The 12,905-nt window shown below is 73.3% G+C and carries 10 protein-coding genes; 4 read left to right on the top strand and 6 right to left on the bottom strand.

The features are described 5' to 3' along the window. Window positions 1-18: 18 nt before the first annotated feature. Window positions 19-2,442, bottom strand: coding sequence for a DEAD/DEAH box helicase (locus BLV02_RS21220; RefSeq protein ID WP_083288405.1), 2,424 nt, complete (start codon window positions 2,440-2,442; stop codon window positions 19-21). A 236-nt stretch (window positions 2,443-2,678) separates the two neighbouring features. On the opposite strand from BLV02_RS21220, the gene BLV02_RS21215 reads away from it, so the two are divergent. Both BLV02_RS21215 and BLV02_RS21210 read left to right on the top strand, forming a co-directional pair. Continuing rightward, window positions 2,679-3,026, top strand: a complete 348-nt coding sequence (locus BLV02_RS21215) for an STAS domain-containing protein (protein WP_053207831.1) — start codon at window positions 2,679-2,681, stop codon at window positions 3,024-3,026. Between the two features lie 236 nt (window positions 3,027-3,262). Then, window positions 3,263-5,521: a sodium-translocating pyrophosphatase gene (locus BLV02_RS21210; RefSeq protein WP_069110018.1), complete on the top strand. Its 2,259-nt coding sequence runs from the start codon at window positions 3,263-3,265 to the stop codon at window positions 5,519-5,521. A gap of 243 nt (window positions 5,522-5,764) precedes the next feature. Here BLV02_RS21210 and BLV02_RS21205 read toward each other — a convergent pair whose 3' ends face one another. Next, on the bottom strand, window positions 5,765-7,096 hold the full coding sequence (locus BLV02_RS21205) for an aminotransferase-like domain-containing protein (protein WP_069110017.1): 1,332 nt from the start codon (window positions 7,094-7,096) through the stop codon (window positions 5,765-5,767). A gap of 65 nt (window positions 7,097-7,161) precedes the next feature. Between BLV02_RS21205 and BLV02_RS21200 the strand changes: the two genes are divergently transcribed. Continuing rightward, a complete protein-coding gene (locus BLV02_RS21200; protein WP_069110274.1) occupies window positions 7,162-8,094 on the top strand; it encodes a DMT family transporter in 933 nt (310 codons plus the stop codon). A gap of 69 nt (window positions 8,095-8,163) precedes the next feature. Then, on the top strand, window positions 8,164-8,574 hold the full coding sequence (locus tag BLV02_RS21195; protein ID WP_069110016.1) for a protein-tyrosine phosphatase family protein: 411 nt from the start codon (window positions 8,164-8,166) through the stop codon (window positions 8,572-8,574). Window positions 8,575-8,623: 49 nt separating this feature from the next. Here the strand turns inward: BLV02_RS21195 and BLV02_RS21190 are convergent, their stop codons facing one another. The 4 genes from BLV02_RS21190 to BLV02_RS21175 all read right to left on the bottom strand — a co-directional run bounded on the left by BLV02_RS21190 (window position 8,624) and on the right by BLV02_RS21175 (window position 12,779). After that, window positions 8,624-9,133, bottom strand: a complete 510-nt coding sequence (locus BLV02_RS21190) for an RNA polymerase sigma factor (protein WP_281243416.1) — start codon at window positions 9,131-9,133, stop codon at window positions 8,624-8,626. 645 nt (window positions 9,134-9,778) lie between these two features. Beyond that, on the bottom strand, window positions 9,779-10,624 hold the full coding sequence (locus tag BLV02_RS21185) for a heme ABC transporter ATP-binding protein (RefSeq protein WP_069110014.1): 846 nt from the start codon (window positions 10,622-10,624) through the stop codon (window positions 9,779-9,781). After that, window positions 10,621-11,781 carry a FecCD family ABC transporter permease gene (locus tag BLV02_RS21180; protein ID WP_069110013.1) on the bottom strand — a complete coding sequence of 387 codons (1,161 nt, stop codon included), beginning with the start codon at window positions 11,779-11,781 and terminating at the stop codon, window positions 10,621-10,623. The genes BLV02_RS21185 and BLV02_RS21180 overlap by 4 nt, the downstream gene beginning before the upstream one ends. Continuing rightward, window positions 11,778-12,779 carry a heme/hemin ABC transporter substrate-binding protein gene (locus BLV02_RS21175; protein ID WP_216094053.1) on the bottom strand — a complete coding sequence of 334 codons (1,002 nt, stop codon included), beginning with the start codon at window positions 12,777-12,779 and terminating at the stop codon, window positions 11,778-11,780. Before BLV02_RS21175 ends, BLV02_RS21180 begins: the two co-directional genes overlap by 4 nt. Window positions 12,780-12,905: the final 126 nt, after the last annotated feature.

Below are 12,905 nucleotides of genomic sequence, written 5' to 3'. Positions count from 1 at the left end.
GGGCGAATCCGGCCCTGGTCAGTCGGTCCCGGAGAGCAGCATGTCCAGCAGCCGCACCGCGCCGGCCTTGTCGAGCGGCTCGTTGCCATTGCCGCACTTCGGCGACTGCACACACGACGGGCAGCCGTCGCGGCAGGGGCAGGCGGCGATGGTGTCGCGCGTCGCCGTCAGCCAGGACCGCGCCGCGTGGAAACCGCGCTCCGCGAAGCCGGCGCCGCCGGGATGACCGTCGTGCACGAAGACGGTGAGCATGCCGGTGTCCGGGTGCAGCAGCGTCGACAGCCCGCCGATGTCCCAGCGGTCGCAACTGGCCACGAGCGGCAGGATCCCGATCGACGCATGCTCCGCGGCGTGCGCCGCGCCTGGCGCGTCCGCCATCGACACCCCGGCGGCGGCGATCACGTCGTCGGGCAGCGTCCACCAGACCGACCGGGTGCGCAGACGGCGTTCGGGCAGGTCGAGCGGCACCTCTCCGAGCACCGCGCCGTTGCGCAGCGCCCGCTTGAGGTAGCCGACGACCTGGCTGACCACCTCGACGGTGCCGAAGGCGAGGCGCGCCGGCCCCCACTTCTCCGACGCCGACTCCTCGAGCACCCGCAACGTGCTGACCTCGCGCGCCGTCGTCGTGTAGTCGGGCGCGCCGGGCAACGCAATCGCGACGCCGTCGTCGAGGTCGAGGCTCTCGATGACGTAGGTGTCGCCCTGGTGGACGTAGACGGCGCCCTCGTGGGCGGTCGAATGCGCGCGGACCCCGTCGACGGTGCCGAGCACGCGGCCGGTGCCGGCCTCGACGAGGCTGACCAGTCCGCCGGAGCCACGCAGGTCGGCCAGGTCGGTCGGGCGCTCGCGCTTGGTCCAGTGCCAGGTGGTCTCCTCCTTCACCCTCCGCCGCAGCAGCCTCCGATGCTCCAGCGTCGCCAGGACGTCGTCGGTCGACGGGCCGAAGATGGCCGCGTCCTTGGAGGTCAGCGGACGCTCGGCCGCTGCGGCGCACAGGTGCGGCGCCAGGACGTACGGGTTGTCCGGGTCCAGCACGGTCTCCTCGACGGGCTGCTCGAAGATCGCCTCGGGGTGCTGGACGAGGTACGAGTCGAGCGGGTTGTCGCTGGCCACCAGGACGGCGAGGCTCTCCTGACCTGCGCGGCCGGCGCGACCTGCCTGCTGCCACAGCGACGCCCGGGTTCCCGGCCAGCCGGCGATCAGCACGGCGTCGAGCCCGCTGACGTCGACGCCCAGCTCGAGGGCCGTCGTCGCGGCGAGGCCGACGAGCGATCCGTCGTTGAGCGCGGCCTCCAAGGACCGGCGCTCGTAGGCGAGGTAACCGGCCCGGTACGAGGCGACCCGATTCGGCAGCGAGGCGTCCACCTCGGTCAACGCCGACCGCGCGAGCCCGGCGACGGTCTCGGCGGCGCGGCGGGAGCGGACGAACGCGACGGTCCGGGCGTCGGCGATGACGAGATCGGTGAGCAGGTCCGCGGTCTCGGCCAGCACGCTTCGCCGCCGCGCGCTGCCGCCATCGACGCCCCAGGATCCGGAGCCACCCTCGGAACCGGCGGGGTCGGGTGCGCCGTCGCCGGTGGTGATCGGGGAGCTGACGGCCGGACGGCTGGGCTCGGCGGCGCCGAGATGCGGGCTCCGGGCCACTCGGCCGGCGGCCGTCGCGGTGGCGGGCGGAGCGCCGGCGGCGTCGTCGGCGTCGCTGGGGGCGGCGTTCGCGCTGCTGGCGGCCGCATCGCCGGGGGTGGGGCGAGGGTCGGCACCGGCGCCGCGCGCGTCCCGGGTGGCGCCGTCGCCGAGAAGGGGCGGCTCCCAGAGGAGGAAGGTCTTCGCGCCGCTGGGCGAGCCGTCCTCGGTCACGGCCTCGATGGGCAGCATGCCGATGAGCAGCTCGGCGGTGCGGGCCGGGTTGGCCGTCGTCGCGGAGGCGAGGACGAACGTCGGCGTCGAACCGTATATCGCGCAGACGCGCCGCAGCCGCCGTAGCACCTGCGCCACGTGGGAGCCGAAGACGCCGCGGTAGCCGTGGCACTCGTCGACCACGATGAACCGCAGCGACCGGAGGAATCCGGCCCAGCGGTGGTGCGCCGGCAGAATCGCGTGGTGCAGCATGTCCGGGTTCGTCAGCAGGTACGTCGCGTGCGTCCGGGCCACGTCACGCAGCTCGATGGGGGTGTCGCCGTCGTAGGTGGTGGCCATGACGCCGGGGACGCCGAGCTCGTCGAGCGATCGCAGCTGGTCGGCGGCCAGTGCCTTGGTGGGCGATATGTACAGCGTTGTGCCGCCGAGGCGCCGGCCGGTGCGGGCCGCCGTCAACGCCGGGAGCTGATAGGCCAGCGACTTGCCCGACGCGGTGCCGGTGGCGATGACGACGTGCCGTCGCGACCAGGCCAGCGCAGCGGCCTGTGCCTGATGGGCCCAGGGCGCTACGATGCCTGCGGTCATGAAGCGATCGCGCACGACGGGATCCACCCAGAGCGGCCACGCGCCGGGCTTGGCGGCCCGGGCGGGTATCGATTCGATGTGCGTGACTCGTCCGGTCCGGTGCGGACCGGTCAGCAGGACATCGAGCAGGTCGTTCGGGCGGGGCACCTCGTGAGTCTCGCATCATGGTTGAATGCGGATGAGCCCGGCACGCGGTGAGCGCTGTGTGTTGACCGATGGAGGCATGGAGGATCTGCGTGGACCTGTCGTTGTCGACCCGTACCGAGAGCGGCCGCAGCGTGGTCGCGGTCGGTGGTGAGATCGACGTCTACACGGCGCCGAGACTGCGCGACCAGCTTGTCGAGCTCGTCGACTCGGGTCACTACCACATCGTCGTCGACATGCGTGAGGTCGAGTTTCTCGACTCGACCGGGCTCGGCGTGCTCGTCGGCGGCCTCAAGCGGGTCGGCCAGCACGACGGTTCCCTCCGCCTCGTCTGCAACCAGGAGCGGATCCTGAAGATCTTCCGGATCACCGGCCTGACGAAGGTCTTTCCGATTCACGAGACGCTCGAGGAGGCCGTGGCCGCCACGGAGACGCCCTGAGGGGCTCGCGCAGGCGGCATCGTGTGGGTACTTTCACACGAAGGTAACCATGTCGGTAGGTGGACCGACGTGAACTTTGGGTGGAGGGCGCTCTAGACTCCGCAGGTCGGTCGGATCCTGCCCATCTTGCGGTCCGTCGATACGAACGAGCCGATTCCTGTCAGCGGTCGGTCCAGCGGACCGGGCGCGGACAGCTGTTTCAACGCCCTGCCCGAGGGCGACGTCAAGGAGGACGAATGACCGGGCTCAACCTCTCCTATGTGGTTGTCGTCGCGTTGATCGCGGTGGCAGCCCTGGCGATGGCGGCGCTGTTTCGCCGAGAAGTTCTCAGTGCAAGTGAGGGCACCGAGAACATGAAGACGATCGCGCGCGCCGTGCAGGAGGGCGCCGCGGCCTACCTCAACCGGCAGTTCCGGACGCTGGGCATCTTCGTGGTGCTGGTCTTCGGCCTGCTCTTCCTGCTCCCCGGCGATGCCGGCGTCCGGTTCGGCCGGTCGTTGTTCTTCCTGGTCGGTGCGGCGTTCTCCGCCGCCATCGGCTATATGGGCATGTGGCTGGCCACGCGGGCGAACGTCCGTGTCGCCGCCGCTGCTCGCGATGAGGGCCGCGACCCGGCGATGAAGGTCGCGTTCCGCACCGGTGGCACCGTCGGTATGGCCACTGTCGGCCTCGGACTCCTGGGCGCGGCCGTCGTCGTCCTCGTCTATCAGGAGGACGCGCCGACGGTGCTCGAGGGCTTCGGCTTCGGCGCCGCGCTGCTCGCCATGTTCATGCGTGTCGGCGGCGGCATCTTCACGAAGGCCGCCGACGTCGGCGCCGACCTCGTCGGCAAGGTCGAGCAGGGCATCCCCGAGGACGACCCCCGCAACGCCGCGACCATCGCCGACAACGTGGGCGACAACGTCGGTGACTGTGCCGGCATGGCGGCGGACCTGTTCGAGTCGTACGCCGTCACGCTGGTGGCCGCGCTGATCCTGGGCCAGGTCGCCTTCGGCCAGGAGGGCCTGGTCTTCCCGCTGATCGTCCCGGCGCTCGGTGCGCTCACCGCCGTCCTCGGCATCTACCTGACCCGACCGCGCCCCGGCGAGAACGGCCTGACCACAATCAACCGGGCGTTCTACATCTCCGCGGTGGTATCCGCGGTGCTGTGTGCCATCGCCGCGTTCGCCTATCTGCCCGACAGCTTCGCGCAGCTCGACGGCGGCCTCGGCGACCACGACGGCGACCCGCGGGTCCTCGCGACCGCCGCCGTGTTCCTCGGCATCGTGCTGGCCGGCGTCATCCTGTGGCTGACCGGCTACTTCACCGGCACCGACAAGAAGCCGACCGAGGACGTCGCCAAGACGTCGCTCACCGGTCCGGCGACGGTGATCCTGTCCGGCATCGCGCTCGGGCTGGAGTCGGCGGTCTACACCGCGCTGGTCATCGGCGGTGCGGTCTACGGTGCGTTCCTGCTGGGTGACGGCTCGGTCGAGCTGTCGCTGTTCCTCATCGCACTGGCCGGCACGGGTCTGCTGACCACCGTCGGCGTCATCGTCGCGATGGACACGTTCGGGCCGGTCAGCGACAACGCCCAGGGCATCGCGGAGATGTCGGGCGACGTCGACGGCGAGGGCGCGCAGATCCTCACCGAGCTGGACGCGGTCGGCAACACCACGAAGGCCATCACCAAGGGCATCGCGATCGCCACGGCGGTCCTGGCGGCGACGGCGCTGTTCGGCTCCTACATGGACGCCATCTCGCGCGAACTGGCCAACGTCGGCGGCGACATCGCCGGCAACACGTCGTTCCTGCTCGAGATCGTGTCGCCGAACGTCCTGGTCGGCGTGGTCATCGGCGCCGCGGTCGTGTTCATGTTCTCGGGCCTGGCCATCAACGCCGTCGGCCGTGCCGCCGGTGCGGTCGTGTTCGAGGTGCGCCGCCAGTTCCGCGACGACCCGGGCATCATGGCCGGCACGTCGACCCCGGCCTACGGCCGCGTCGTCGACATCGTCACGAAGGACTCGCTGCGTGAGCTGGCGACGCCGGGCCTCATGGCGGCGCTGGCGCCGATCGCGGTCGGCTTCGGTCTCGGTGTCGGCCCGCTGGCCGGCTACCTGGCCGGTGCCATCGCGACCGGTGTGCTCATGGCGGTGTTCCTGGCCAACTCCGGTGGCGCCTGGGACAACTCGAAGAAGCTGGTCGAGGACGGCAACCACGGCGGCAAGGGCTCCGGCGCCCACGACGCCACCGTCATCGGCGACACTGTCGGCGACCCGTTCAAGGACACCGCCGGTCCGGCCATCAACCCGCTGATCAAGGTGATGAACCTGGTCTCCGTGCTGATCGCCCCGGCCATCGTCTCGATGTCGGTGGGCGCTGACGCCAACGACGGTCTGCGCTACACGATCGCCATCGTGGCGGTCGCGATCATCGTCGCAGCCGTCTGGTTCTCGAAGCGGCGTTCGGCCATCATCGGCGAGGACGAGCCGGCCCGCGAGGGCGCGGCGGTCTGACCCGCTGATCCACGGCACGGCGGCCGCTCCCACTGGGGGCGGCCGCCGTTCTGTTTTTTCTTTGACGGAATCGGCTACGGCTGGGTGCCTGGTTGCGGCCGCACGCCCGGAGGGACCGTCGCTGGACGCTGACGCTGAGCCGGTCAGCGGAGACGTCCGCCAGGAGCCCGGCCACGGCGACCGTCGGCGGGCATCGACCGTCGGGAGGCAGCGCCGCCTGCAGGCGCCAGCGGCCAGTGGCCGTCAGCGGACGGCGGCCACGGAGATCACGGCGCCGGGGTGACGCACGTCGTCGACGGGGGCGGCCGGTACGCCGGACGACCGCAGCTCGCCCGCCAGCGCCGCCGCGTCCGCCGTCGGGGCGAAGGCGTGCACCCCGACCGGCGCGCCGCCGAGCTCGTACCGAGGCGCCAGCCGCGCGGCCAGCAGTGACCGGCGTTCGTCGTAGACGCGGCGGGCGCGGCGCAGGTGGCGGTCCAGCCCGCCGGACTCGATCAGCGCCGCCACGGTCAGCTGCAGCACGACCGAGACGCCGAGGTCGGAGTCTTCGCGCTGCTCGCGCAACCGGTCGGCCACGGTGGGCGGCGCGACGATCCAGCCGAGCCGCAGCCCCGGCGCCAGCAGCTTCGACAGCGACCCGGTGAACACCACCAGATCCGGCGCCAGCGCCTGCACCGCCGCCGGCACGACGCCTGGGGCGGCGATGTGCGAGTCGTAATCGTCCTCGACGAGCCAGCGGCCCGCCGCGCGGCACCCGTCGACCAGCGACCGTCGCCGCGGCGCGGACAGCTGCACGCCGGTCGGGTACTGGTGGCTCGGCGTGATCATCACCGCCCCGACGCGCGAGCCGCCGAAGCCGGAGCGTGGCCCCGAGCCGAGACCGACGCCCGCCCCGTCCAGCAGCGCCGGATCCAGGCCGTCCGCGTCGATCGGCACCTCGACGACCTCGACCGGACGGCGCACCAGGTGATGCATGGTGCCGGGCGAGCACGGCCGCTCGACCGCCCACGTCGCGACGCCGAGCACCGTCGTCAGCATCCACATCGCGTGCGAGACGCCGCCGGTGACGTGGATCTGGTCTGGTTCGGCGGACACGCCGCGGGTCCGGGCCAGCCAGTCGGCCAGCGCCGCGCGCAGCCGCGGATGACCGGCCGGATCCGGGTACCCGAGGTCCCGGTCGGACAGCCGGGCCAGCGCCTCACGCGTCGCCGCGGCCCAGGCGCGGTGCGGGAACAGCGCCGGATCGGGCACGCCCGGCGACGGCGGCGGGGCGGCCGAGCTGGGCGGCGCCAGCGCCGGTGCGCCGGGACCCGGCCCGCCGGTGACGACCGGCCGCCGCCGCGGCGCCGAGCGGATGAACCCCTCGTCCTGCAGTTGCGCGTAGACGGCGTCGGTCGTGCCGCGGGCGAGGCCGACGGCCTGGGCGAGGTCGCGGGCGCCGGGCAGCGCCGTGCCCGGCGGCAACCGTCCGCCGAGGATCGCGTCGATCAGCCGTCCGCGCAGCCAGGCGGCCTTCCCGCCCGGTGGCGGCGGGCCCCAGGGGCCGACCAGTTCGGCAGCGGCGTCGGACGTCACTGGCCTAGTGGACCACGTCGTGTCTGGCCCTGTCCATGGGCCAGTTGCTCGGCAACGATCGGTTCATGACCCGATTCACGTCGCCCACCGCTGCCGGAGCGCTGGCCTGCACCGTCGGCATGACGGTCGTGGGCGCCTCGATCGCCTTCGGCCCGCTGCTCGCGGACTATCCGGTGCTGGCCGGGCAGGCCTGGCGGTATCTGCTGGCCGGGCTCGTGCTGCTCGCCGTCATGCGGCTGCGCCGGGTGCGGTTCCCGCGGGTGCGTCCGGGCCAGCTCGGCCGGCTCGTGCTGCTGGCGGGCACCGGGCTGGCGGCGTTCAACTGGCTGCTGATCGAAGGCACGCAGCGCTCCGACCCGGCCTTCATGGCGGCCGTCGTCGGTGCGACGCCGCTGGTGCTCGCGCTGGCCGGGCCGCTGCTCGACGGCGGCCGGCTGCGCGGGTGGACGATCGCGGGCAGCACGGTCGTCGTCGCCGGCATCCTGATCGTGCAGGGCGCGACGGTCGCCCCGCTCGGCGCGGTGCCGTACGCCGTCGGCTTCCTGCTCTGCGAGGCGGCGTTCACGCTGCTCGCCGTCCCGCTGCTGAAGGAGTTCAGTCCGCTGCAGGTGTCGGGCGCGGTGTGCCTGGTCGCCGTTCCGCTGCTGGCTGGGCTCGCGGTGCTCGAGCCGGGCGCCGACCTCGTCGTCCCGACGGTGTCCGAGGCGGCGACACTCACGTTCCTGGCGGTGTGCACGACGGCGATCGCGTTCCTGCTCTGGTACGGCGGCGTGATCCGCCTCGGCGCCGACCGGGCCGGCCTGTTCGCCGGCATCATGCCGATCGCGGGGATGGTCGTCGGCGTCGTCGCCGGGACGTCGGTCTGGACCCCGATCGGGCTGGCCGGCTCGCTGCTCTGCGGCGCCGGCATCGCCCTCGGCCTGCGCCGTACGCCGGTCCGTCGCCGCGAGCCCGTCGTCGGCGACACCGTCGGGGACCCGGTCGCCGAGACCGTCTGAGGGCGCCGTTCGCGACGGGCGAAGGGCCGGCCAGGGCCGATACGGCGTGCGGCGTCCGAGAATCGACGGATGACGCAATGGCTGGACGATCTCGGCGTGGTGACCCTGCCCAGCGGCGCGACGGTGCGCGGACGGCCGCTCGGCGCGGCGGCGAGTCCGGCCGACTTCGCGCTGGTGCTGACGGACGGGACCATGCCGGCGTGGCCGCATCGGCGCATCCGCTGGCCGGACTTCTGGATCCCGCTCGACCGCGCCGACGCCCTCGACGCGCTGCACGAGGCGTACAGCCGGGCGGCCGGTGGCGAGCGAGTGGAGGTCGCGTGCCGCGGTGGTCGCGGCCGGACGGGGACGGCGCTGGCGGCGCTCGCGATCTTGGACGGCGTTCCGGCGGACGAGGCGGTCGGCTGGATCCGTACCCACTACCACCCCAAGGCGGTCGAGACGCCCTGGCAGCGCCGCTGGCTGCGCGGCGTGCGCTGACGCAGCAAGGCCGCCCGCAGCACGTGGCGGGCGGCCGCCGCCGACGCCGTCAGTCGGTCGCCAGGTACGCCGTCCGCAACGCCTGCCGCGCCCGCGACGCGAGGCTGGAGACCGCGTTCGGCGTCAGCGCGAGCCCGGGCGCGAGCTCGGCCGGCGAGTACCGGTCGACCTCGACGAGCCACAGGATGCTGCGCCACCGCGGCGGCAGCGACGCCCACGCGGCCGTGACCCGCTCCGTCTGCGCCGCCGGCAGCACGATATCGGTGTGGCGCTCCCACATGTCCGGATCGTCGTTGGCGACGGTGCGGCTCTCGGTCTTGCAGTACCGGTACGCCAGGTGCTTCACCGTCGCCAGGACGTAGCCGGCGAAGGAGTCACGCGGGCCGCGGCCGGACCGGACCGCCCGCAGCACGAGATAGAACGTCTCCTGGACGAGGTCGTCGGCGGCGTGTGAGTCGCGCACGATGTTGTGCGCGGCGCGCCGGGCCATCGGGGACACCCTGCGGTAGAGAGTTCCGAACGCGGCATCGTCCCCCTGATACACACGGTCGAGCAACATGGTCGACTCTTGATGATCCCACCCCTTGATCATGGTGAAACGTTCGCCGGAGCCGGGCCGATCCGGCGTCGGGGATGTCCGCATTCGTGTATTCGGTAAACACGTACGTGGTCCGGAAATTGACTGAAATAGACGGTTCAAAACCGTTGAAATCGCCCCAATGTGGACAAGCGAAACCAATGACTGTGAGGCAGATCACGTTTATCATTCGTGCTGTGGTGCCGACGTGGCGGCTCTTCAGGGGTGAGGCCGCCAGTTGGAGGGGGCGAAAGATCCATGGCAGAACGCAGGCGTAAGTACCGGGCCACGCACGTCCAGTTCGGGGCGGGTCCGAGATACCTGACCGCGATGAGCCGCAGCGCCGGAGCGCATCGAGCCCGCGCGCACCGGCCCGGGCTGCGCCAGCGGTTCAGAATCAGGTTCGTGACCCGGTCCTGGTGACCGCCCGCTGAGCTCGGCGCCTTTCCCGGCGACGGCCCGTCCGCCCGGAGCCGGGGAAGGCGCCGCGGGCCCGCGCACGGCGACCCGGCGACGTTGGGGGACGCCGGGAGCCGACGGACGCCGGCCTGGCCGGGCCGAGGCCAGGCCGGCCCGCGGGGCAGGCGTGTCCCGCGGCCCAAGCCCGCGGCCCGTGGCCCGAGCCGGTCAGCGTCGCGGGAGGATGACCGGCGTGCCGGTGCGCGGATGCGCGATCACCTCGACGTCGTGCTCGTAGACGTCGGTGAGCAGCGTGCCGCCGAGCACGTCCCGCGGCGGTCCGGTCGCGACGAGGCGGCCGCCGGCGAGGACGGCGACGCGGTCGGCGTGCGCGGCGGCGAGGTTGAGATCGTGCAGCACGACGACGACGGCGACGCCGGCGGCGGCGCGGGTGCGGGCGACGCCGAGGACGAGCTCCTGGTGGCGCAGATCGAGGGCGGCGGTCGGCTCGTCCAGCAGCAGCACGCCGGTGCGCTGCGCGAGCACCCGGGCCAGCGCGACCCGTGCCTGCTCGCCGCCTGACAGCGACGTGAACCGGCGCCCGGCGAACGGCACGACGTCGGCCTCGGCGAGCGCGGCGCGGACCGCGTCGTCGTCGCCGTCCTCGAGCGGTGTTCCGGCCCACGGCGCCCGGCCCATCTCGACCACCTCGGCGACGGTGAACGGGAACGACAGCCGCACCTGCTGGAGGAGGACGGCGCGGCGCATGGCGGCCTCGGTCGCCGTCCATGCCGTCAGCGGCGCGCCGTCGAGCGTGACGGCCCCCGCCGACACCGCGACGTCGCCGGTGAGGGCGGACAGCAGCGTCGACTTGCCGGCGCCGTTGGGCCCGACCAGTGCCAGCACTTCGCCCGCGCGGACCTCGACGCTGACGTCGTCCAGCACCCGCGCCCCGCCGAGCGTGACGGAGACGCCCGCGGCCGCGGCGGCGACCGACCCGGCGACGGGGGCGACGGGCAGCCGGTGCCCGCGGCGGACGGCGGCCCAGCCGCGGCGCGCCGCCGGCCGGGTCATGCCCAGCCGCCCTGGCTGGTGCGCGTGCGGCGCAGCAACCAGAAGAACAGCGGGCCCCCGACCAGCGCCGTCAGCATGCCGAGCGGGAGGTCCGCGTACCGGATGGCGGTGCGGGCGACGAGGTCCGCCGACACCAGCAGCAGCGCCCCGCCCAGCGCGCTCGCCGGCAGCAGCACCCGGTGGCCGGGCCCGGCGATCATCCGGATCAGGTGCGGCACGACCAGCCCGACGAAGCCGATGACGCCGGCGAACGCGACCCCGGAGCCGACCAGCATGGCGACCGCGGCGATGGCGACGAGGCGCAGCCGCTCGACGTGGACGCCGAGGTGCCGGGCGGAACGCTCGCCGAGCGCGAGGAGGTCCAGCGACCGCGCCATCGCGAGCGCCAGCGTCAGCCCCACGACCATGAACGGCAGCACGGCGACGACGGCCTGCCAGCGGGCGCCGTTGAGGCTGCCGAGCTGCCAGAACACGATCTGCTCGCGCGCCTCCGGCGACGCGATGAACGTCGCGAACGCGACGATGGCGAACGCGACCGCGGTGACGGCGACGCCGGTGAGCACGAGCGTGACGACCTCCGTCCGGCCGCCCGACCGCGACAGCGCGTAGACGAGCAGCGTCGTGACCAGCCCCGTCGCGAACGCCGCCACCGCGACCGTCCACTCGCCGAGGAAGTTCGCGCCGGTGACGAACACCAGGCTGGCGCCGACCGCCGCGCCCGGCGAGACCCCGACGATGGCGGGCTCGGCCAGCGGGTTGCCGAACACGCCCTGCATCAGCGCACCCGCCGTCGCCAGCGCCGCGCCGACCAGCAGCGCCAGCACGACGCGCGGGAACCGGACCAGCCAGAGCGTGTTCTCGCCCTGCACGTGCTGCGGCCGCGGCCCGGCGTCCAGCGGGAGGTCCGCCGTCACCCCGATCTGCCGCAGCAGCCACTCCAGATTCGCGTCCAGCCGGTGCAGGATCGACCCGACGACCTCGGCCGGCGGGATCTGCAACTGGCCCCGTCCGGCCGACACGATCGTCACGACGACCAGAGCGACGGACAGCGCGGCGATCAGCAGCCCGCCTCGGCTGCGCCGCCATCGGCTGGGCCGGGCGGCCGCGGCCTGTGCCGTCGCTGGTGCTTCCGGTGGCGCCGACACCGTCGCCGTCATGGCTGGTAGACGGCGTGGGCGAGCGCCTCGATGGTGCGCCCGGAGCGGGGCCCGAAGCTGAGCAGCACGGAGTCGGCCATGTCGACGACGCGCAGCTTCTCGCCGGCCGGCGTCTGCGCGACGCCCGGGAGCCGGAGCATGCCGTCGACGCCGCCGATGGACTCGAGGCCCTTGGTCATCATGATGATGACGTCGGGGGCGGCCTCGATCAGCGCCTCGGACGTGATCTGCGTGAACGGCCGCTCCAGCCCGATGTCGGTGCCGACGTCGACGGCCCCGATGGCACGGATCATCGCGTCGGCGCCGGACCCCGGCCCGGCCAGCAGTTGCACCATGCCGCCGCGGGTGTAGAGGAACGCGATGCGCAGCGGGTCGGCGCCGGCCGGGGCGAGCGCAAGCGCGTCGGCGATCTCGCCGGACGTCCGCTCGACCAGCTGCTCGCCCTCGTCGGGGACGCCGAGCGCGCCGGCGACGGCGCGGATCTGGCTGGGGATGCGGTCGAGGTCGCGGGCGTCGTCGAAGAAGATCACCGGGATGCCGGCGTCGCGCAGCTGCTGCTGCACCTCGGGCGGGCCGACGCTGGCGTCGGTGAGGACGACGGTGGGGTCGAGGTCGAGGATCGCCTCGGCGTTGAGGTCGTGCCCGCCGGGCGTGACCAGCGGCAGGTCGGCGGCCTGCGGGAACCCGGTGGACGCGTCGCGGCCGACGACGTGGTCGCCGAGGCCCAGGCTGAACACGATCTCGGCGAGCGTGCCGTAGAGGTCGACGGCGAGGATGCGGCTGGCGTCGTCGACGACGACCGTCTCGCCGTCGCAGGACTCGACCGTGACGGGGAGCGCGGGGGCGGGATCGTCGGCGACCGGCGTCACCGTCTGGTCGACCGTCGCGGTGGACGGGCCGAGGATCTCGCGCGGATCGCCGTCCTCGTCGCTGGCCGAGTCGTCGGCCGGCGGATCCGCGCGCTCGGGCAGCGGCTCACCGTCCGCGTCGACCGTCACGCCGAACCCGGGTACCGGTTCCTGACAGGCATTGACGGGATCGGCTGCGGGGTCCGCCGGGGTGCTCTGCGACGCGGACCGTGCGTCCGTCCCTCCATCAGCCGCGTCGTCCGCCGGAGCCACGCA

The sequence above is a fragment of the Jiangella alba genome (assembly GCF_900106035.1).
Classification (GTDB): Bacteria; Actinomycetota; Actinomycetes; order Jiangellales; family Jiangellaceae; genus Jiangella; species Jiangella alba.
The sequence above is the reverse complement of the archived record's forward strand: the minus strand, read 5'-3'. Positions and strand labels throughout refer to the sequence as shown.

Coding starts and splice junctions, on each gene's coding strand:
- BLV02_RS21220 (WP_083288405.1), bottom strand. CDS start 2,442: ATGACCGCAGGCATCGTAGCGCCCTGGGCCCATCAGGCACAGGCCGCT.
- BLV02_RS21210 (WP_069110018.1), top strand. CDS start 3,263: ATGACCGGGCTCAACCTCTCCTATGTGGTTGTCGTCGCGTTGATCGCG.
- BLV02_RS21200 (WP_069110274.1), top strand. CDS start 7,162: ATGACCCGATTCACGTCGCCCACCGCTGCCGGAGCGCTGGCCTGCACC.
- BLV02_RS21195 (WP_069110016.1), top strand. CDS start 8,164: ATGACGCAATGGCTGGACGATCTCGGCGTGGTGACCCTGCCCAGCGGC.
- BLV02_RS21190 (WP_281243416.1), bottom strand. CDS start 9,133: ATGTTGCTCGACCGTGTGTATCAGGGGGACGATGCCGCGTTCGGAACT.
- BLV02_RS21185 (WP_069110014.1), bottom strand. CDS start 10,624: ATGACCCGGCCGGCGGCGCGCCGCGGCTGGGCCGCCGTCCGCCGCGGG.
- BLV02_RS21180 (WP_069110013.1), bottom strand. CDS start 11,781: ATGACGGCGACGGTGTCGGCGCCACCGGAAGCACCAGCGACGGCACAG.